The organism is Sphingomonas sp. EC-HK361 (genome assembly GCF_902498785.1).
Classification (GTDB): domain Bacteria; phylum Pseudomonadota; class Alphaproteobacteria; order Sphingomonadales; family Sphingomonadaceae; genus Sphingomonas.
Map to the genome: position 1 here is coordinate 1,022,414 of NZ_LR701494.1, position 20,432 is coordinate 1,042,845.

Sequence of the window (20,432 nt, forward strand, 5' to 3'; positions counted from 1 at the left end):
TTTTGGAGATGTGCTCGCGCGAAGGCGGGAGCCCAGACTGGATCCCCGCCTTCGCGGGGATACATCGGATAGGGCGCGCATCACGAGAACAACGCCGCCAGATGCGGGTTCAGGAACTTGCCCGCGGGATCAGCCTCGCGCCGCACCGCGCGGTATCGCTCTGCCATGGGATAGAGCGCATCGACATCGTCGCGCGTCAACGTATGCCGTTTGGCCCAATGCGGGCGCCCGCCATGTGCGCGAAAGATCGCCTCGGAGTCGGCGAACAGCTTTTGCCACGGCATCTTCGCATATTGATGCATCGAGATCGACGCGACCGGCCCGGCGTGCATCGGGCTCATCCAGATATCGTCCGCCGCGACGACGCGGTATTCGAACGGGAAGGACACCGGCAGCCGCTTCGCGCGGATCCAGCGCACGACCTCGTCCAGCGTGTCGAGCCCGACCGCGCGCGGCATCTCATATTCCATTTCCTCGAAGCGCAGCGTCCGGTCGGACGGGAAGATCGCGTGTGCCGGCCCGCGCCGCCGCCCGCTCAGCCGCGCGCGCATCATCAGTCGCTGAAGGAACGGCACCAGTGCCGGCACGACCGCGCCGATGTTCAGCACGCGCCGGAACGCGGTTTCCTCCATGTCAGTCGTCGATGGCGGGAGATCGCACGGGTCGCAGGGTTCGAGCGTCTTCAGGATCACGCTGTCGGCATGCGGGAAGAACCAGAATTCGATATGGCGCTGCTGCTCGACCAGATCGTCGAACTGCTCGCGCACCTCCGCCCAACGGCGTTTCTCGATCCGTTCGGCAAGGTGAAAGGCCGGGACCACCGCGATCTCGATCTCGGTCGCGATGCCGAACATACCGAGCGAGAGCCGCGCCGCCTGAAAAAGATCGGGGTTCTCATCCGCGCTGCACCAGCACGCATCGCCGTCGGACCCGATCAACCGCATGCCACGCACGAAGGTGGACAGCGATCCCAGTTCGCGACCGGTGCCATGCGTGCCGGTCGCGGTCGATCCGGCGAGCGACTGCGGGTTCACGTCGCCCTGATTGGCGAGAGCCAGCCCCTCGTCCCACAACGCAGCGGTGAGCCGCTTGAGGCTCCACCCCGCCGGCGCGCGCACGCTCCGCCGATCCGCCGCCACGCCCAAACTTCCCGCCATATCCTCCAGGTTCACGATGAAATCGTTGGAAGCACAGAGCGGCATGAACGAATGCCCAGCACCGGTCGCGCGCACGCGGCTCGCCGCGGCGACGGCTCCCGCCAGTTCATCCTCGTCACGAGGCCGCAGCACGCTCGCCTCGGCGGTTACGCTGCCCGACCAGTTCGACCAGCGCGTCATCGCCGGCTCGCGATCTCGCGCGGGCCATCGTCTTCCTCGCATGCCCCTTTCAGATCTAGGATATATTTCGTGACCAGCGCGACACCCTCCTTATGGGGCAGCGCGCGGCCGAGTTCGGGCATCATCTCGCCGGGATCGGTGCTCGCCATCCGGTAGGTCAGGATCGACGCGTCGGGATGCCCCGGCACGACATCGAACGACCGGTTGCCGGTGCCCCGCCCCGCCGCGACCGGCGGCTTGCACATGCCGAGCACCCGCGGGTCGATCGTCTTCGCATCGAGCCACAGCCCCGACGTACGCGCCGCGCCGGTCGCGTTGTGGCAATGGCTGCAATTGATATCGAGATAGGCGCGCGCCTGCGCGGTCGTGCCCTCGCGCGGGTCCTGCCAGTCTGCATTGCGCGGCAGCGCCGTCCCCGGAACGCCGGTCAGATAGCCGAGCGCAACGAAGCGTTTCAGCTGGTTGATGTCGCCGCCCGCGCCGGGAAAGTCGCGGTCCAGATGCCGTGCCTTCAACCCGATCGGATCGATCGCGCGGGTCCGGAAATCCTGCGCGTGACAGCCGGCGCACTGGTTCTGGTTCGGCACCGAATAGACGAACTGGCTCCTCTCGGCGCCGTCCTGGAACGTCAGCGGAATTTCAGCGCCCGTCCGCTCCAGCGTCGCGTCGCTGCCGTCGGCGTTCCAGACATAGGGAAGCGCGACCCAGCCTGCCGCGCGCTTCACCAGCAGGCGGGTCTCGATCAACCTGACGCTTTTGAGGTCGAGCCCGTTCACCCCCGTCTGATAGGTGGCAGGTGTCATCTTCACGACCGTCCCGCTACCCTGCGGATCGGCAGCACCCGCGGGCGTGGTGTAATAGAAGGTCTTGGTGACGATCGTGCCGAACGGGAAGTCGAACCACTTGTCCGGATCGTATCTGGCGGAGGCGCCCTTCGGCATCCAGATCGTGCGCCACTTCTGCGCATAATCGCTGAACAGCGGCGTCGCGAGTTCGTACGTCACCATGCCTGCATGGGGCGCGATCCGCCCGCCGGCGACCGTGAAAAGTCCCCATTCGGACAGCTTCTCCGGATTGCGGTCGGCGTGGAACGTCACCCGATCGGGAGGGCGCGTGCAGCCGAACGAAAATAGGCACGCCAGCAATGTCAGGATACGCAAAATCACGGGAAAATGTGCTCCCGCGAAGGCGGGAGCCCAGACTGGGTCCCCGCCTTCGCGGGGACACATTTGATATCGAGCCAGGTCATTTCGCGGTGCCGCTATCTTTGGTCATCGCAGCTGGTAGCGTGATCTCCGGCAACCGCGTCTTCGGCGCGCAGTTCACTGCGGTGTCGATCCGCGCTTTCGCAAACTTGCCCGGCCCGTCGGCGTTCAGCGTCTTCGCGTCGCCATTCTGCACGCAGATACCCGGATCAGGGCGTTTGGGATCGACGAAGCCGTCCCACAGCACCGCGGGCAGCGTCCCGCCGGCCAGCGCCTTCAACGGTGCATAGCGGTTGCCCGGATTCGTGCCGCCGCCGGAAAAGCGGTTGCCGGTGATGTAGATGTCCTGCGGATAGGGATCATAGGCTTCGGCGATGCCGCGCTTGGTATCGAAGCCGGTCGAATAGTAGCTCGAGATGATGACGTTCGCGGTCTGGTTGTCGGCGATGTCGTTGTCGAAGATCTCGACCATATCGTTCGAATTGACGATGATGCCGGAACCCGGCGGCACGCTGCTGACCGCACTTCCCTTCGCGCCGAAATTCGCGTGGTTGTTGGCCTTCACCACATTCTTGAACACGCGCGTCGCGCTGCCCGGCACCGGCAGGTTCGGCATGTTGAACACCAGGATGCCGCCGGCATTGCCGGTCGCGGTGTTGCCATAGACGTCGGCGTGGCTCGAATTCTCGATCTCGATCCCGGCGACATTGCCCTCGGCGCGATTGTCGCGGACGATGATGTTGCTCGACTGGCCGACATAGATGCCGGCGTCCGATGCGCCCTTCACCACGCTTCCTTCGATCAGCACGTTCGTGACCTGCACCGGATAAAGGCCATAGGCGCCGTTCGAAGTCTTCGGCCCGCCAGTCCATTCGGCGCGCACGCGGCGCATTACCGCGTTCTTCGTGCCGTTGATCTTCAGCGCATCGCCCTTCGTGTCCTCCAGCGCGATATCCTGCAGCGTGAAATCATCGCCGGTGACGAGCAGCCCCTCGGCACCCGAATTGGCCTTGGCGAAGGACAGGACCGTCTTGTCCATTCCCGCGCCCTTGATCGTCACGCCGTTGGCGGCGAGGCTCAGGCTGCGGCTCAGCGCATATTTGCCCGCCGGAATGTCGATCACGTCGCCGGGCTTGGCGTCGAGCAACTGCTGCTGCAGTTTCTTCTCGAACCCGGCATCGACGACGAACCCTTCGGCGTCGGTCTTCTTGCCGCACCCGCCGAGCAGCGGCAGCGTCGCCAGCGCGGCGATTATAACGACCTTACGCATTGCGATCCTCTCCTTCAGAATTTGAACCCGATTTCGACGCCGTAGAATGCCGGGCGATCGAGCCGGACATAGGGCGTCCGGAAGATATCGGCGCTGATCGTGTTGAGCGCGCGCGGCCGCTGATCGTCGAAGATGTTCTCGCCGTAGACCGCGACCGTGAACTGGTCCCCCGGCAGCCGCCAGCCGATCTTCGCATTCACGTTGCTGCGCGCGCTGTAGAGCTTGCCGAGCTTCGAGAAGTCGACCTCCGATCCGCCATCCGCAACCGACGCCGCAAGCCCGGCATTGATCGCGCGCGTCGCATCGTTGAGCAGGATGCGCGAGGTGTAGCTCCAGCTCGCATCCGCGAACAGGCTGCCGGGTCCGCCGAAATCATGATCGAAATGCCCCGACAGGACGCCGCGGAAGCGCGGTTCGCCGGTCGGCTGGCCCGAAATGTCGATATTCTGTTCGGTTCGCGTCACCCACTTCGAATTGACGTAGCCCGCGACCGCCGAAAGCGAGAAATCGCGACTGACGACGAACTGGGTCTCGACATCGACGCCATACGCCTCCGAGTCGCCGGACCGCGTGATGTACTGCGGCAACTGCCCGCCGGTATCCTCCAGGCTGATCGACTGGCGGTTCTTGTATTTGAAATAATAGCCCGAGGCGTTGAAGCGCACGCGCCGATCGAACAGCTCGGTCTTGAAGCCACCTTCGTAGTTCCAGACATTCTCCGGGGCGAAGAACGAGTTGATCTGCACCGAATTGAACCCGCCCGCCTTATAGCCGCGCGTTGCCGAGGCATAGAGCAGCACGTTCGGATCGGCCTGATACTGGACGACGAAGCGCGGGGACACATCGTTGAAGACCGCGCGCCGGGTAAATGGCACGTTCTCCAGCGCGCCTACATCGAAGATCAGGCCGTTGGGTCCGACCGTCGCGCGGTAGAAATCTGCGGCGCTGACGAAGGTGCCGACCGGAAACAGGTTCGCGCCGAGGATGGCGTTGTAGACCGCACCGTCCGCGCCCGTCGTCTCCAGCCCCCCGCCGTCGAAGCCGCCGTTGAGCCAGGTAAAGCGTTTAAGATCGTGCGTGTAGCGAATGCCGCCGATCAGGCTCAGCTTGTCGGTGATGCGGAAGGTCGCGTCGCCGAATGCCGCGAAGCTTTCGTTGGCGGCGCGGTTGTTCATATCCTCGCGGAATTGCTGGCCGAAGACGTTCGGGATGCCGACAGAATCGAGGATCGAAAAGATCGGAAAATCCGCGACAGCGCCGAGCAGATTATCGACCGAATCCGACAGCAACGTCACCGCGCTGGTTTGCCGGGCGCGCTCGTGGAAGTAACTCACCCCCAGAAGGGCGTTGATCCGATCGGTGTCGTAGGATGCGCGCAATTCCTGATAGAGGCTCGCATTCCGCTCGATATTCTCGGTATCGAGATACAGCCGCGGATTGGCGGTGCCGTCCTCGTCCTCGCGGTTGTGCGTTTCGAAATGCTTGAACGCGGAGATGCTCGTGAAGGTGAGGTCGCCCGCCCGCGCATTCGCGGTCAGCGTGACGGCGTTCAGAAGCCGCGTTTCCTTGTTGTCGATTACGTCGTTCGAGAACGGCCCGAACGGCGACTTGCTGAGCGCGTAGACGCCGATGCCGATCGCGGTCGGGCCGTCCTGTGCGGTGTCGTCATGGTCATAGGCCAGCGTCACGTCGGTTGCGGCCGACGGTTCCCAGCGTAGTGCCGCGCGCCCCGATGTGTTGTCCTCCTTCTGGCGCCGCGCCCCGTTCAGCGCGTCCTTTAGATAGCCGTTGCGGCGATTGATCACGCCATTCACGCGCAGAAAGAGATTGTCGGCGATCGGCGTATTCCCGGTGACGTCGAGCCGCGCCTTTTCGTAATTGCCGAGCTGGATCGTGCCCTTCATCTCGGTCTTGTCGTTCGGCTGGTTGGTGATGATCGAGATCGCGCCAGCGGAGGTATTTCGCCCGAAGAGCGTGCCCTGCGGCCCCTTCAGCACCTCGACCCGCGCGACATCGTTGAAGAAGATCAGCGACGAACCCGATCGCCCCGAATAGACCCCGTCGATGAAGATGCCGACCGACGGCTCGGTTCCGATCCCGAAATCGTCGGTCTTCACCCCGCGGATCGAATAGCTCGGCTGGGTCACCGAATCGTCGTTGATCGTGAGGCCCGGCGTGAAGGTGTCGAGATCGCCGATCGTCTCCGCGCTGAGCGCCGCCAGCGCCTGGCCGTCAAAGGCCTTGATGCTGATCGGCACCTTCTGCAGCGATTGCTCGCGCTTCTGGGCGGTGACGATAATGTCGTCCACCGCAAGGTCATCCCCTTGCGGCGTCTGGGTGGCCGCCGACGGGTTGTCCGGCGCGACCTGCGCCTGCGCGGATGTCGCCGCTGCCAGTGCCAGGCCCGACACCATGATCGCGAACATGTTTTGCCCCGCCATCCCCTGTCCCCTTATTTTTGTGAGCCATGGCTATCATATAGCGATCGGTATCGAAAGGGGGTGCGATTGGCGCGCTGATGGGCTCAGGCTACAGCGCCGCGCATGCTGATCCTCTTCAACAAGCCCTATGACGTGCTCAGCCAGTTCACCGATCGCGGCACCGCCGGATCGACGCGGCGCACGATGTCGGACTTCATCGATGTGCCGGGCGTCTATCCGGCAGGACGACTCGATCGCGATAGTGAAGGCCTGATGCTGCTGACCGACGATGGCCGGTTGCAGGCGCGGATCGCCGATCCACGGTTCAAGATGCCCAAAACCTATCTCGTGCAGGTTGAAGGGGAGGTCGCGGACGACGCGCTGATCGCGCTGCGGCGCGGCATCCGGTTGAAGGACGGCCCGACCCGGCCTGCCGAGATCGAGCGGATCGACGACCCGCAACTCTGGCCGCGCAATCCGCCGATCCGCGTCCGCAAGGCCATCCCCGACTGCTGGCTTCGCCTGACGATCCGCGAAGGACGCAACCGCCAAGTTCGCCGCATGACCGCCGCGATCGGCAACCCGACGCTGCGGCTCGTGCGCTGGAGCATCGGCGACTGGTCGATCGAGGGCCTAGCGCCCGGAGAATGGCGCAGCGCTGCCGGTCCCCGGACTGAACCGGGCGACTAGATCGAACCGATCGCCGCGAAACAGTTGCCGGACGAATGTCACGGTTTCCTCCGCGCGCCATGTCGTGCGCCTCAGTTCCAGACAGGCGCTCCGTGCACGCAGGCCAAGCGCGCGCGCTTCGGCAGGCGACGCCTCGACCGCCTTGATCTGATGCTCCGCCGTCGTCCACGGCACGTGGCGCAGCAGCCACGTGCCGGGCGCCTCCTCCAGAAAGCTGGCCTTGGCCGCGTCCGGCACCACGGCGAGCACTATCAGGCGACGTTCGAGCGCGAAGGGTTCGCCGCCGCCGCAATGCACGCCCTCGATCAGCAACGCCGGCGAGGGAAAGTCGGGGCAGTCGTCCGGGCGACTGTCACGGCGCACGGTCTGCTGCCAGCGATACGCCTCCCCGCGCGCGGTGATGACCTCGGCGAGATCGGGCACGGCGAGGACCGCCGAATGGACCTGCGGATGCGCGACGAACGATCCGGCCTTGCGCCGCCGTTCGATCAGCCCGGACCGCGCGAGCGTTCCCAGTGCCTTGCCCACCGTCGCCCGCGCGCAGCCATAGGTCGCCACGAGTTCATGCTCGAACGGAATACGGTCGCCCGGGCGCCATTCGCCAGAGTGAATCCGCGCCTCGATATCGCTGCGGATGCGACGTTCGATCGTCACGAAAGCAGGCCGGCCACGGTGCGGCGATAGGCCTCAGAAACCTGGCCTGCCGCGACATGCCGGCCGCCCTCGACCTGCTTGCGACCGCCGCGCCACACGCAATCGATGACACTGGACCGCGCGGCGAAGACCCAGCGATCGAACAGCGTGTCGGTGTCGGCGCCGGCCATCGCGGGATGTGTCCTGTCGAGCGAGACGAGGTCGGCCGAAGCGCCGACCTGCAATCCGCCCGCGACGCCGAGCGCCTGCGCGCCGCCCTGTAGCGCGGTCGTGAACAGCCGCTTTCCGACCGATGGCTCGCGGTCGTCAGCGAGCACGGCGCGGCGGCGATGCGTCAGCCGCTGCGAATATTCGATCGCCCGCAGTTCGGCCGCGGCATCGACGAGGATATTCGAATCGGTGCCGACCCCGAACCGACCGCCCGCGCCAAGGTAGCGTTCGGCCGGGAAGATGCCGTCGCCCAGATTGGCCTCGGTCACCGGGCACAGTCCCGCGACCGCGCCGCTGGCTGCCAGTCGGTCGCATTCCGCGTCGCTCAGATGGGTGGCGTGGATCAGGCACCAGCGGGCGTCGATCTCGGCATGATCGAGCAGCCACTCGACCGGCCGCGCCCTGCTCCACGCGACGCACGCCTCGACCTCGCGCATCTGCTCAGCGGCGTGGATGTGGATGGGTCCGTCGTGCGCAAGCGGAAGAATCGCGGCCAGCTCATCCGGCGTGATCGCGCGCAGCGAATGGGGCGCGATGCCCTGCCGCGCGTCGGCGGGAAGCTTCGACCGGCTCGCCTCGACCAGCGGCGCGAAATCATCGATGGTCGACAGGAAACGTCGCTGGCCGGGCGCCGGCGCGGCGCCGCCGAAATCGCCATGCGCGTAGAACACCGGGAGCAGCGTCAACCCGATCCCGCTCGTCTGCGCCGCCGCGACGATCGCACCGGCGGTTTCCGCAGGATCGGCATAGCGCCGGCCATCAATGTCGTTGTGAAGATAGTGGAATTCGCCGACGCGGGTGAACCCCGATTCCAGCATCTCGACATAGGCCTGCGCGGTGATCGCGGCGATATCGTCGGGAGTCAGCCGGTCGAGGAACCGGTACATGACCTCGCGCCAGCTCCAGAAATCGTCGTCCGGGCGCCCACGTCGTTCCGACAAGCCCGCCATGCCACGCTGGAAACCGTGGCTGTGGACGTTGCACAGGCCAGGGAGCGCGGTGCTGTGCCGCTCGTCCCCCGGCAGCGGCGCAATATCGGCGTCGACCGAGACGATGCACCCGCCGGAAATCCCGATCCGCACCCGCTGCGCCCAGCCTTGCGGCAACAGGGCGTTTTCGAACCAGAGATGTGTCATCAGGCCTCCCTCGCGCATATTATGTCTAGACATAATCGGGCGCGTTGCGCAACATCGCGGCATGGATCGGCTGTGGACCAATGCCCGACTCGCGACGATGACCGGTGACGGGCTGGGCATTGTCGAAGACGGCGTGGTCGCCAGCCGCGACGGGCGGATCGCCTATGCCGGCCCGCGCGCGGCTGCACCCGATATGGCAGGCGAGATCATCGACTGCGCCGGGCGGTGGATTACGCCGGGGCTGATCGACTGCCACACCCACCTGATCCACGCCGGCGACCGCGCCGGCGAATGGGCGATGCGGCTGGAAGGTGCGAGCTATGAGGCAATCGCGCGTGCCGGCGGCGGCATCCTCTCGACGATGCGCGCCACCCGCGCGGCAAGCGAGGCTGAACTCGTCGCCACCGCCCTGCCGCGGCTCGATGCGCTGCTGGCGGAAGGCGTCACGACGATCGAGGTGAAGTCGGGCTACGGACTTACCACGGCGGACGAGCTCAAGATGCTCCGCGCGGCGCGGGCGCTGGGCGATGCCCGCGCAGTCAGCGTCGCTACGACGCTGCTCGGCGCGCATGCATTGCCGCCGGAATATGTCGGGCGCGCGGACGACTATGTCGCGCTGGTCGCCGACGAAATGATCCCCGCCGCCAGGGGCATGGCGGACGCTGTCGATGCTTTTTGCGAAGGAATCGGCTTCTCGACCGAGCAGACCACGCGCGTGTTCGACGCGGCGAAGGCGGCAGGCTTGCCGGTGAAGCTCCACGCCGAGCAACTCTCGGCGCTCAACGGCGCAAGCCTCGCTGCCCGTTATGGCGCGCTCTCCGCCGATCATCTGGAGCATGCCGACGAAAGCGACGTCCGCGCGATGGCCGAGGCCGGAACCGTCGCGGTGCTGCTGCCCGGCGCCTATTATTTCATGCGCGAGACGCAGCTGCCGCCGATCGACCGGTTCCGCGCGCATCACGTGCCGATCGCGATCGCGACAGATTGCAATCCGGGCACATCGCCGACGACGTCGCTGCTGCTCATGCTCAACATGGCGGCGACGCTGTTCCGGCTGACGGTGACGGAATGCCTGCGCGGGGTGACGGCGAATGCCGCCCGCGCGCTCGGTCGCTCCGCCTCAATCGGCACGATCGAAACGGGGAAAGCCTGCGATCTCGCTGTCTGGAACATCACCGACCCGGCGGAGCTGGTCTACCGGATCGGCTTCAATCCCCTGTTCCAGCGCGTGAAGGACGGCCGATGCTGCTAACCCCCGGCGCCGTTTCCTTTGCGGCGTGGCGCGATATCTACGCGGGCGCGATCCCCGTCCTCGATCCGGATTGCCGCCCGGCTATTGCTGAAAGCGCCGCTGCGGTCGCACGGATTCTCGCGCGGGGTGAACCGGTCTACGGCATCAACACCGGCTTCGGAAAACTCGCGAGTGTGCGGATCGAAGGCTGCGATCTGGCCGCGCTCCAGCGTAACATCGTGCTGAGCCACGCCGCGGGTGTCGGCGATCCGATGCCGGTGCCGGTGGCGCGGCTGATGATGGCGCTGAAGCTCGCGAGCCTCGCCCGCGGTGCCTCGGGCGTGGCGCCCGCGACGGTCGCGCTCCTCGAAGCGATGCTCGCGCGCGGGCTTACCTCGGTGGTGCCGGCCAAGGGATCGGTCGGCGCCTCGGGCGATCTCGCCCCGCTTGCACACATGACCGCCGCGATGATCGGTGTCGGCGAGGTTTTCGTGGACGGCGCGCGGATACCCGCGCAGCGGGCGATGGCCGATGCGGGCCTCGCGCCGCTGGAATTGGGCCCCAAGGAAGGACTCGCGCTGCTCAACGGCACGCAATTCTCGTGCGCCTACGCGCTCGCCGCCCTCTTCGAGGCGGAGCGGCTGTATCGCACCGCGCTCGTCACCGGGGTGCTGTCGACCGAGGCGGCCAAGGGGTCCGACACGCCGTTCGACCACCGCATCCACGCTTTGCGTGGACACCCAGGCCAGATCGAAACCGCCGCGGCCTTGCGCGGACTCATGAAAGGGTCGGCGATCCGCGCATCCCACCGGATCGACGATCTGCGGGTGCAGGACCCCTATTGCCTGCGCTGCCAGCCACAGGTGATGGGCGCGGTGCTCACGCTGCTGCGCCAGGCGGCGGACACGTTGCTGACCGAAGCCAATGGCGTGTCGGACAACCCACTGATCTTCGCCGACACCGACGAAGCCTTGTCGGGCGGCAACTTCCACGCCGAGCCGGTCGCGTTTGCCGCGGACATGATCGCGATCGCCTTGTGCGAGATCGGCAGCCTGTCCGAGCGGCGGATCGCGATGCTCGTCGATCCCGCACTTTCGGGCCTGCCCGCCTTCCTGACCCCGCGGCCGGGGCTCAATTCAGGATTCATGATCCCGCAGGTGACCGCTGCGGCACTGGTCAGCGAGAACAAGCAGCGCGCCTATCCTGCAAGCGTCGATTCGATCCCGACCTCGGCCAATCAGGAAGATCACGTGTCGATGGCAGCGCACGGCGCCCGGCGGTTGATCGAGATGGCCGCCAATGTCGAACAGGTGCTGGCGATCGAGCTGCTCGCGGGTGCGCAGGGCTGCGACTTCCACGCCCCGCTCGCATCCAGCGCGCCGGTGGAGGCGGTCCGGGCGTTGTTGCGCGCTGAGGTGCCGACGCTCGACCACGACCGCTACATGGCGCCGGACATCGAGGCCGCGGCGGTGCTGATCCGCGCGCCGGAGCTGCTGGCGGCGGTGGGCACGTTGCCGGGAGTGGCGGGGTGAGCGCCATAAATTCTCCCCGGCGAAGGCCGGGGCCCAGTTGGGAAGGTGGCAGTGCTCTGGTGCGGCATTCTCCCAATGATCGTGCCCTAACTGGACCCCGGCCTTCGCCGGGGAGGAATCAAGGGGAGAGCCGGACATGACCCATTGGCTCCACGTACGCCGCGCGGACACCCCGCTGATCCTCGCCTTCCCGCACGGCGGCACCGCAATCCCCGACGACCTGCTCGGCGCCTTCCGTTCGCGCTGGTGGGCGATCCGCGATGCCGACTGGCATATTCGCCAACTCTATGACGGGCTTGCCGACGCCACCATGATCTGGAATGACATGTCGCGCAGCGTCATCGACTGCAACCGCGATCCGTCCGGCGCATCGCTCTATCCCGGACAGGCGACCACCGGGCTTTGCCCGACCGAGACGTTCGATGGCGAGCCGCTGTATCGCGACGGCGCGACGCCCGACATCGCCGCGCGCCGCGCTGCCTGGTTCACCCCCTATCATGCGGCGATCGAGGCCGAGATCGCGCGGTTGCGCGCGCACCATCCCCGCGTCGTGCTCTACGATTGCCACGCGATCCGCAGCCGCATCCCGCGCCTGTTCGATGGCGAATTGCCCGAACTCAATATCGGCACCGATGGCGGCGCAACGTGTGCCCCGGCTCTCAGCGAAGCGGTGGTCGCAGCCTGTCGCGGGCGATCACACATCCTGAACGGCCGGTTCCGCGGCGGCTGGACGACGCGGCATTACGGGCGACCCGAAGAGGGTGTCCATGCCATCCAGATGGAGATCGCGATGCGCGCCTATCTCGACGAGCCGCCGGACGAACCGGACGAGCACAACTGGCCACCCGTTTGGAACCCCGCGCGCGCCGCGCCGCTGCGCGCCGACCTCGAACGCATCCTCGCCGCCGTCACCGCCTTCGCCAAGGACCAGACATGACCCGCCTCGACAACCAGCGCCACATCGCCGCGCCCACCGGCACCGCACTCAGCGCGAAGAGCTGGCTCACCGAAGCGCCGCTGCGGATGCTGATGAACAATCTCGACGCGCGGGTTGCGGAAAACCCCCAGGAACTCGTCGTCTATGGCGGCATCGGTCGCGCCGCGCGCGACTGGGAAAGCTATGACCGGATCGTCGAGACGCTGCGGCGGCTTGGGGACGACCAGACCCTGCTGATCCAGTCGGGGAAGCCCGTCGGCGTGTTCCGCACCCACCGCGATGCGCCGCGCGTGCTCCTCGCCAACTCCAACCTCGTGCCGCACTGGGCGACGTGGGAGCATTTCGCCGAGCTCGATCGGGCCGGGCTCATAATGTACGGCCAGATGACCGCCGGCTCCTGGATCTACATCGGCAGCCAGGGCATCGTTCAGGGCACTTACGAGACGTTCGTCGAGATGGGGCGCCAGCATTATGACGGCGATCTGACCGGCCGCTGGCTGCTCACCGCCGGCCTTGGCGGGATGGGCGGCGCGCAGCCGCTTGCCAGCGTGATGGCGGGCGCCTCGTGCCTCGCGATCGAATGCCAGCCGAGCCGGATCGAGATGCGGCTCCAGACCGGCTATCTCGATGCGCGCGCGGATACGATCGAGGACGCGGTGGCGATCCTCGACCGCGCAAAGGCGGACGGCAAGCCGGTGTCGGTCGGGCTGCTCGGCAATGCCGCCGAGCTGCTGCCCGAGATATACCGCCGCGGCATCCGTCCCGATCTGCTGACCGATCAGACCTCCGCGCACGATCCGGCGAACGGCTATCTCCCCGCCGGATGGACGCTGGAGCAATGGGCCGGAGGCCGCGAGCGCGACCCTGCTGGCGTCGCCAGCGCCGCGAAGGCCTCGATGGCGGCGCACGTCCGCGCGATGCTCGATTTTCAGGGTGCGGGCGTGCCGACGGTCGATTACGGCAACAATATCCGACAGGTCGCAAAGGACGAAGGCGTCGCCAACGCGTTCGATTTTCCCGGCTTTGTGCCCGCCTATATCCGCCCGCTCTTCTGCCGCGGCATCGGCCCGTTCCGCTGGGTCGCACTGTCCGGCGACCCGGAGGACATCTACAGGACCGACGCCAAGGTGAAGGAGCTGCTGCCCGACAATGCGGCGCTGCACCGCTGGCTTGATATGGCGCGCGAGCGAATCCAGTTTCAGGGGCTGCCCGCGCGCATCTGCTGGGTGGGGTTAGGCGACCGCCACCGGCTCGGCCTTGCGTTCAACGACATGGTCGCCTCGGGTGAGTTGTCGGCGCCGGTCGTGATCGGCCGCGACCATCTCGACAGCGGCTCGGTCGCCAGCCCCAATCGCGAGACCGAGGCGATGCGCGACGGATCGGACGCCGTCTCCGACTGGCCGCTCCTCAACGCGCTGCTGAACACTGCAAGCGGCGCGACCTGGGTATCGCTGCACCATGGCGGCGGTGTCGGCATGGGGTTTTCGCAGCACGCCGGCATGGTGATCGTCGCGGACGGCACGCCGGAGGCCGCGGCGCGGCTGGAGCGCGTCTTGTGGAACGACCCGGCAACCGGCGTCATGCGCCACGCCGATGCCGGCTATGCCGACGCGATCGCTTGCGCCGCGACCTGCGACCTGGATTTGCCGAGCGTGTGACTCTGCGAGCAGTCGCTCGCATCTCCGCCGCGCGCGGGATCAGGCGGTGCCCATCACCTGCGACGCGAAGCGCTCCATTTCCTCATGCTGCGGACTCATCTGCAGCAGGAGCAGGTCGAGACCCGCGGCTTCATATTCGGCGATCCGCTCGCGCAGCTGTTCCGGCGTTCCAACCAGATTGGGGCGCAGCCCGCGGTTGGACACCGAGTATTCCCGGACCTTCAGCTCGCGCTCCAATTGGGTGCCCGACAGCCACTGATCGAAATTGGCATAGCCTGCGGGCAGTTCGCTGACCGTGGTAATGCGTTCGAGCTCGCGCTTCGCCTCCGCCTCGCTGTCGCGCACGATCGCATAGGCGGCCATGCCATAGTGCATCGGCCCGCCGCCCGCCGCCGCCCGCCGTGCCGCCATGTCGGCGATCTTGGGTGCAATCGCGGTCGCAGGGTCGCCGTGCATCACATAGGCGTCGCACTGTGTCGCGATCATCGTCTTGGCCGCGTCGCTCTCGCCGCCGGCATAGACGGTCGGGCGCTTTTCCGGCTTGGGTGCGCAGATCGCGTCCTGCGTCGTGTAGAACTGACCATCGAACGTGAAGCGATCCTTGCTCCACAGGCCGTCGACGACGCGCAGCCATTCCGCGGTGCGGGCATAGCGATCGTCATGCTGGTCGAACTGGAGGCCATATTGCTTGGCCTCGTCGGCCCACCAGGACGACACCACGTTGAGCGCGAGGCGTCCTCCGGCGATCCGATCGATATTGGCGGCCGCCTTCGCGAACAGCGCCGGATGGTGGAAGTTGGGCCGGACCGCGACCATGAGCTCGATCGACTCCGTGACCGCGGCAAGCGCCGCGGCGGTCGACCAGGCGTCGAGCGCGGGCTGCTCCACGCCCTTGATATCGTTGAGGTTCAGCTCGGCGATGAGCGTCAGGTCGTAACCCCAGCGCTCGGCCGCCTGGGTCAGGCGCTTCGTATACTCCCACGTCGCCGCCATGCCTTCATCGGGCACGTTGCGCAGCCAGCCGCCGAACACCGGCGTCCAATATCCGTAGCGCATCAGCGCGCCTCCTCGATCCAGCCGACCAGCCGGTCGACAAGGCGGTCATGCGGGTCCCAGCCCAGCACGTCCAGCGGCCGTGCGACGAAATTGGACAGCGCGTTGATGTCGTAGAAGCGAGGGCAACCGTCGCGATCGTCGATCATAACCTCGACCCCACCGACATCGAGGTGCGCCGCGCGCGCGATTGCCTCGGCCGCCTCGCGCAAGCCAGTCGGCGGTTCCGACGCCGTCATCTGGATCGCGCTGCTCGGCACCTGGCATGCATCGGCGGGACACAGGTCAAACGCCCCCGCACCGGCGATATCGATCGCGTAGAGATGCACGCGGTCGAGCGTCTCGATACGCGTTACGGTGCCGCCGCGCGCCGGCACATAATCCTGCACCAGCAGCACGCCGTCGATGCTCGTCGGAAGCGTATGATCCGCGATCGCAGCGCGTAATGCTTCCCGGTCGTCATAACGCGCGATCCCCGCTCCCGCGCCGCCGATATTGGCCTTCACGATCAGCGGAAATCCGATCGTCTCCGCCGCCGCGACCGTATCGGCTGCGCGGTGGACGACGCGGGTTGCTGGGATCGCCAGGCCGAGGCTCGCGATCAGTGACAGCTGGCGCGCCTTTGACGTATCGATCGCCAGTGCCGCGGTCCCGTTCAGCACGCGCGCGCCGGCCTGCTCCCACCCGCCGAGACGCGCGCCGGCCCAGTAGATCGGATGCTCAGCGTCCCTGAGGAAGGCAGACATCGCGATCCGGTTTAAGACGACCGGCGCCGGCAGCGACCGATCGGCGGGATCGAACGCGACTCCCGTCGACAGCGGCGTGTAGTCAACCCCGCGACGGTCGAGCGCCGCGAACAAGGGCGCGAACCAGACGGGATGTTCGTAGAGGATTGCTAGATCGGTCACGGGCGATTCCAGTGGGTTTGCGCGGAACGCCCTAGCGTCTATCGCACGCCTCTGTCCGACCTAAAATGCAGCGCGTCGCTGCGCGCGTGAATGTCCGACGCGTTTCGTAAATGGCGGAGAGGGTGGGATTCGAACCCACGGTACCCGTGAGGGCACGCCGCATTTCGAGTGCGGTACATTCGACCACTCTGCCACCTCTCCGCGAGGACGTATCCGGCAGCGCGAACACGCTGCCCAACGGGTCGAGCGGCGCCCTCTAACGGCATCGAAGGGTGGGCGCAAGCGCCCTGACGCAGAACGCTTGTGCACCGCCGAACGCGCACTAGATTGGGCTGATGATCTCCCCGCAAATCTCGATCGACGATTCCCTTCGGCAAGCGCCGCCGGTCAGCCATGCCCGCTTCGCGATCGGCGATGTCGTGCGCCACCGGCTGTTCGATTTCCGCGGCGTCGTGTTCGATATCGACCCCGTCTTCGCCAATTCCGCGGAATGGTATGAGGCGATCCCGGAAAAGCTGCGCCCGGCAAAGGACCAGCCCTTCTACCACCTGCTCGCCGAAAATGCCGAATCGAGCTACGTCGCCTATGTGAGCCAGCAGAACCTGGTGTCGGACGACAGCGACGAGCCGATCGACCACCCCGCCATCGCGGGGTTGTTCACAGGATATGAGGACGGCCGCTACAGCCTGAGGCGCGAACACCGACACTGATGCTGGCGGATCGCGGCGGCAGCGGAGGTGGCAACGCCGCCTTCATCTGACGGCGCGGCCTGGACCCTTCGACTTCGCTCAGGGCGAACGGAGGGCGGTGGCGTTTGGGCCGACTTTCTCCTCCCAAATCCGTTAGTGCTGAGCGAAGTCGAAGCACACTCGCCGTCAGACGGGGCCGGCGTTGCCGACCCCTCTGCCCGCCTCAAAAATTGAACGCCACGCGGCCATACAGGAACCGCCCGTTGAAGCCGAATGGCGACAGGCTGCTGTACGGCAGGAAGTAGCTGTTCGGGCTGAACCCTGCGGTGCCGAGCGGCAGCGCATCGGGATAGACGTCAAAGACGTTGTCCGCGCCCACCGCCAGCGTCACCTGGTCGATCGGATGCACGCGCAGCTCGACGTCGGTCACCCATTTCGGCGTCATCTTGAAATCGCCAGCGACCGTGCCGAGCGGCGCCGACAGCGCGCCGGATGCGGCCGACCATACGGTGCCGTAGCGGTTGGTGCGGATCGTCGCGCCGATCCTGTCGAGATCCCAGTCCGCCGACAGGTTCAGCTTGGTACGCGGCTGCGCGTCGGTCAGGCGGAAGGATTCGGCGCGCCCGAACAGCACCACACCCGGTAGCGACGGCAGCACGGCGCGGCTGAGGATCTTCGTCTCGTTATAATTGTAGCCGGCGGTGAGGGTAAATTTCCCCGCACCGAAATCGGGCACACGGTACGTGCCGACCACATCGACACCCTGGGTGCGCGTATCCACGCCGTTGACGAAGAAGCGCGCCGACGTGACGTTGGTGATCCCCGCCGCGTTCAGCAGGGTGACCACTGAGGTTCCCGTCAGATTCTCGGTCAGCGTCACCCGGTCCTTGATCAGGATGTTGTAGTAATCCGCGGTGAGGCTGAACCCGCTGAACGGCGTGAGCACGAGCCCGCCCGCGATGTTGAGCGCCTTTTCCGGCTTCAGCTGCTTGCCGCCGAGCGCGACCGCGACCGGACTCGTCGCCGGGAAGGTGCCGACCTCGATCAGCTGCGCGACGCCGTTGACGACCGTGTTGTTGGTGGAGGTCGTCGCGAAATATTGCTGCGCCAGGCTCGGCGCGCGAAAGCCCGTCGCGATCGATCCGCGCACCGCGATGCCGCGCACCGGTTCCAGCCGGGCGGCGATCTTGCCGTTCACGGTGTCGCCGAAATCGGAATAATGCTCGTAGCGGCCGGCACCCTGCAGCGTGAACTTCTCGCTCACATCGGCATCGACCTCAAAATAGCCGGCATAGCTGTCCCGCGACACGTCGATCGCGTTGGTCGGGCGGAAGCCAGGAAACACCTGCGCCCCGCCGCCCGCCCCGTTCGCGGTGAACGGCCCGTTGATGTAGCTCGCCACATCGCCTGCGCGGATCTTGAAGTTCTCGTTGCGATATTCGGCACCGAACGCGATGCCGAAGCTCGACAGCCAGCTCACATCCCATTTGCGGCTGAGGTCGAGGTTCGCGGTCGTCTGGCCGTAAGCGATCCCGCCCGCGTCGAAGCGATTGGGCGACAAGGCGCCGCCGAGCGACGTGTTGAAACTATTGATCGTCTTGTAGTTGAGTTCGTTCGATCCGTAGACGACCGACAGGTCCGCCTTCAGCCCCGCGACATCGCCCTTGATGCCGACCGCGCCCGAGACATCCTCGATCTCGCTCTGGATCTTGGGCAGGAATCCGTCCGCATAATAGGGCACGAACGTCGTCGTCGACGCATTGAAATCGCGGTTCCGCGCGTCGTTCGAGCGGCGGTAGAAGCCCGCGCCGATGCCGTCGCGGATGCCGTAGCTGCCGAATGCGTAGAGCTCGGCGGTCGCGCCGATATTCATGCCCGCATTGGCGAAGAGGTTGTAGTCGGTCGCCTTGCCGTCGCCATAGCCATGGGTGAAGCGATCGATCGTCAGTTCGCGCGGATCGCCGACATTGAAATATTGCCGCCGCGGATCGGCACCCGAACGCTGGGTCGGGTCGCGATCCCGGAACTGCGCGGAGAAGGTGAAGAAGCCGCCGGGGCCGATCGGCAGGCCGAGCCGGGTCGCCAGCGTCAGCGTGTCGCCATCGTGACGCACGACTTCGCCGCCGTAGTTGAGCTTCAGGATATCGCCCTGCGCGTTCGAACCTGCGGTCAGCACTGTCGGCAGGCCGTTCGCGTCGGTCGCGACTCCGGTCACCGAATTCACGCCGTCCATCTTGGTGCGGTACTGGCCGTAGGTCACCGATCCGGCGACGCCTTCCTTGCGCGACAGCTGGATGTTGATGACGCCGGCGATCGCATCGGAACCATATTGCGACGACGCGCCGTCGCGCAGCACTTCGATCCGGTCGATCGCGATCGGCGGGATCTCGTTCAGATCGACCGCAGTGGCGCCGCGCCCGACCGATCCGTTGAGGTTGAGCAGCGCCGCCTGATGCCGCCGCTTGCCGTTGATCAGCACCAGCGTCTGGTCGGGCGAGAGCCCGCGCAGCGTCGCCGGGCGCAGCGAATCGGTGCCATCGGTCAGCGACGGCTGCGGGAAGTTGAAGGAGGGAACGAGCTGATTGAGGACCTTGTTGGTCTCGGTCTGCCCGGAATTGGAAAGTTGATCGCCGCCGATGACGTCGATCGGCACCGGGCTGTCGGCGACGGTGCGTCCGCCGACGCGGTTGCCCGTCACGACGATGTCCTGCGAGGGGTCGGCATCCGGCGCAGCGGCCTGATCGGCGGGCAGCTGATCGGGCACGGTCTGCGCCAGCGCAGGTTGAGCAAACGCCATCGCCGTCGTGGTCAGCGCCACCGCGAGCAAGTTTCTGCGCATCATCGACCCCCTGCCGTGTAACGGACGATCCGTAAGTCGCCCTTTCCCCGACACTTTATGACCTAAGCGCCATGTCACAATGCCGTAACGACCTCCGGCGCTCATTTGGTGATCGGGGTGTTGCTGCAACGCAACAGCGGGCACGGAGGCCCTGATGCATCCCGCAAGGCGTGGGTTCGCGGTTGACAGCGCGCGCCACCTGCCATAGCAGCGGCCCTTCTCCCGGCGAGGCCATCCTCGTGCGGGCACATGTATTTGGGAAGATTCGAGGCCATGTTCGCTATCGTGCGCACAGGCGGCAAGCAGTATCGCGTCGCCGCCGGAGACAAGATCGTCGTCGACAAGATCGACGGCGAAGCCGGTTCGTCCATCACGCTGGGCGACGTGCTGCTCGCTGGCGAGGGCTCGGACCTGAAGGCCGCGGCCGGCTTGACCGTCGCTGCCGAGATCGTCGCGCAGGCGAAGGGCGAGAAGGTCATCGTCTTCAAGAAGCGCCGCCGCCACAATTATCGTCGTCGCAACGGCCACCGCCAGCTGCACACGATCCTGAAGATCGTGAGCGTCGGCAGCGAAGAGAAGAAGAAGGCCGCGCCCAAAAAGGCTGCCGCCAAGACCGCCGAGTCCGAGGCCCCGGCCCCGGCCGCGCAGGCGTAAGGAGTAGTT

16 protein-coding genes and 1 tRNA gene are annotated in these 20,432 nt (G+C 66.3%); 7 read left to right on the forward strand and 10 right to left on the reverse strand.

Translation table 11 applies throughout. The features are described from left to right. Positions 1-80 precede the first annotated feature (80 nt). The 4 genes from BOS5A_RS12255 to BOS5A_RS12270 form a co-directional block, all read right to left on the reverse strand. Positions 81-1,337: a D-arabinono-1,4-lactone oxidase gene (locus BOS5A_RS12255; protein ID WP_151955375.1), complete on the reverse strand. Its 1,257-nt coding sequence runs from the start codon at positions 1,335-1,337 to the stop codon at positions 81-83. Further along, complete coding sequence (locus BOS5A_RS12260) at positions 1,334-2,503, reverse strand: SO2930 family diheme c-type cytochrome (protein WP_234419322.1); 1,170 nt, start codon at positions 2,501-2,503, stop codon at positions 1,334-1,336. Before BOS5A_RS12260 ends, BOS5A_RS12255 begins: the two co-directional genes overlap by 4 nt. A gap of 79 nt (positions 2,504-2,582) precedes the next feature. Beyond that, positions 2,583-3,812, reverse strand: a complete 1,230-nt coding sequence (locus BOS5A_RS12265; protein ID WP_151955377.1) for a parallel beta-helix domain-containing protein — start codon at positions 3,810-3,812, stop codon at positions 2,583-2,585. 14 nt (positions 3,813-3,826) lie between these two features. Then, complete coding sequence (locus BOS5A_RS12270; RefSeq protein WP_151955378.1) at positions 3,827-6,253, reverse strand: TonB-dependent receptor; 2,427 nt, start codon at positions 6,251-6,253, stop codon at positions 3,827-3,829. A gap of 102 nt (positions 6,254-6,355) precedes the next feature. Between BOS5A_RS12270 and BOS5A_RS12275 the strand changes: the two genes are divergently transcribed. Continuing rightward, entirely contained in the window at positions 6,356-6,922 is a 567-nt protein-coding gene (locus BOS5A_RS12275; RefSeq protein WP_151955379.1) for a pseudouridine synthase, read from the forward strand. Here BOS5A_RS12275 and BOS5A_RS12280 read toward each other — a convergent pair. Continuing rightward, entirely contained in the window at positions 6,866-7,576 is a 711-nt protein-coding gene (locus tag BOS5A_RS12280; protein WP_151955380.1) for a UTRA domain-containing protein, read from the reverse strand. The genes BOS5A_RS12275 and BOS5A_RS12280 overlap by 57 nt on opposite strands. Beyond that, positions 7,573-8,922 (reverse strand): formimidoylglutamate deiminase, encoded by a 1,350-nt coding sequence (locus BOS5A_RS12285; protein WP_151955381.1) that lies wholly within the window; start codon positions 8,920-8,922, stop codon positions 7,573-7,575. Before BOS5A_RS12285 ends, BOS5A_RS12280 begins: the two co-directional genes overlap by 4 nt. Positions 8,923-8,983: 61 nt before the next feature. Between BOS5A_RS12285 and hutI the strand changes: the two genes are divergently transcribed. The 4 genes from hutI to hutU all read left to right on the forward strand — a co-directional run bounded on the left by hutI (position 8,984) and on the right by hutU (position 14,280). Next, complete coding sequence (gene hutI / locus BOS5A_RS12290; protein ID WP_151955382.1) at positions 8,984-10,174, forward strand: imidazolonepropionase; 1,191 nt, start codon at positions 8,984-8,986, stop codon at positions 10,172-10,174. Beyond that, on the forward strand, positions 10,165-11,685 hold the full coding sequence (hutH, locus tag BOS5A_RS12295) for a histidine ammonia-lyase (protein ID WP_151955383.1): 1,521 nt from the start codon (positions 10,165-10,167) through the stop codon (positions 11,683-11,685). The genes hutI and hutH overlap by 10 nt, the downstream gene beginning before the upstream one ends. Before the next feature lie 136 nt (positions 11,686-11,821). Next, positions 11,822-12,622 (forward strand): N-formylglutamate deformylase, encoded by an 801-nt coding sequence (hutG, locus tag BOS5A_RS12300; protein WP_151955384.1) that lies wholly within the window; start codon positions 11,822-11,824, stop codon positions 12,620-12,622. Further along, positions 12,619-14,280: a urocanate hydratase gene (gene hutU / locus BOS5A_RS12305; protein ID WP_151955385.1), complete on the forward strand. Its 1,662-nt coding sequence runs from the start codon at positions 12,619-12,621 to the stop codon at positions 14,278-14,280. Before hutG ends, hutU begins: the two co-directional genes overlap by 4 nt. A 39-nt stretch (positions 14,281-14,319) precedes the next feature. On the opposite strand, the gene BOS5A_RS12310 is transcribed toward hutU, so the two are convergent. The 3 genes from BOS5A_RS12310 to BOS5A_RS12320 form a co-directional block, all read right to left on the reverse strand. Then, positions 14,320-15,336: an LLM class flavin-dependent oxidoreductase gene (locus BOS5A_RS12310; RefSeq protein WP_151955386.1), complete on the reverse strand. Its 1,017-nt coding sequence runs from the start codon at positions 15,334-15,336 to the stop codon at positions 14,320-14,322. Continuing rightward, on the reverse strand, positions 15,336-16,241 hold the full coding sequence (locus tag BOS5A_RS12315) for an ATP-grasp domain-containing protein (RefSeq protein WP_151955387.1): 906 nt from the start codon (positions 16,239-16,241) through the stop codon (positions 15,336-15,338). Before BOS5A_RS12315 ends, BOS5A_RS12310 begins: the two co-directional genes overlap by 1 nt. 111 nt (positions 16,242-16,352) lie before the next feature. Continuing rightward, positions 16,353-16,442, reverse strand: a tRNA-Ser gene (locus BOS5A_RS12320). Positions 16,443-16,576: 134 nt separating this feature from the next. On the opposite strand from BOS5A_RS12320, the gene hspQ reads away from it, so the two are divergent. Continuing rightward, a complete protein-coding gene (gene hspQ / locus BOS5A_RS12325; protein ID WP_151955388.1) occupies positions 16,577-16,951 on the forward strand; it encodes a heat shock protein HspQ in 375 nt (124 codons plus the stop codon). A gap of 202 nt (positions 16,952-17,153) precedes the next feature. Here the strand turns inward: hspQ and BOS5A_RS12330 are convergent, their stop codons facing one another. Next, on the reverse strand, positions 17,154-19,769 hold the full coding sequence (locus tag BOS5A_RS12330) for a TonB-dependent receptor plug domain-containing protein (protein WP_234419323.1): 2,616 nt from the start codon (positions 19,767-19,769) through the stop codon (positions 17,154-17,156). A gap of 273 nt (positions 19,770-20,042) precedes the next feature. Here BOS5A_RS12330 and rplU point away from each other — a divergent pair, with 273 nt between their 5' ends. Continuing rightward, complete coding sequence (rplU, locus tag BOS5A_RS12335; RefSeq protein ID WP_151955390.1) at positions 20,043-20,423, forward strand: 50S ribosomal protein L21; 381 nt, start codon at positions 20,043-20,045, stop codon at positions 20,421-20,423. The last annotated feature ends 9 nt before the right edge of the window (positions 20,424-20,432 follow it).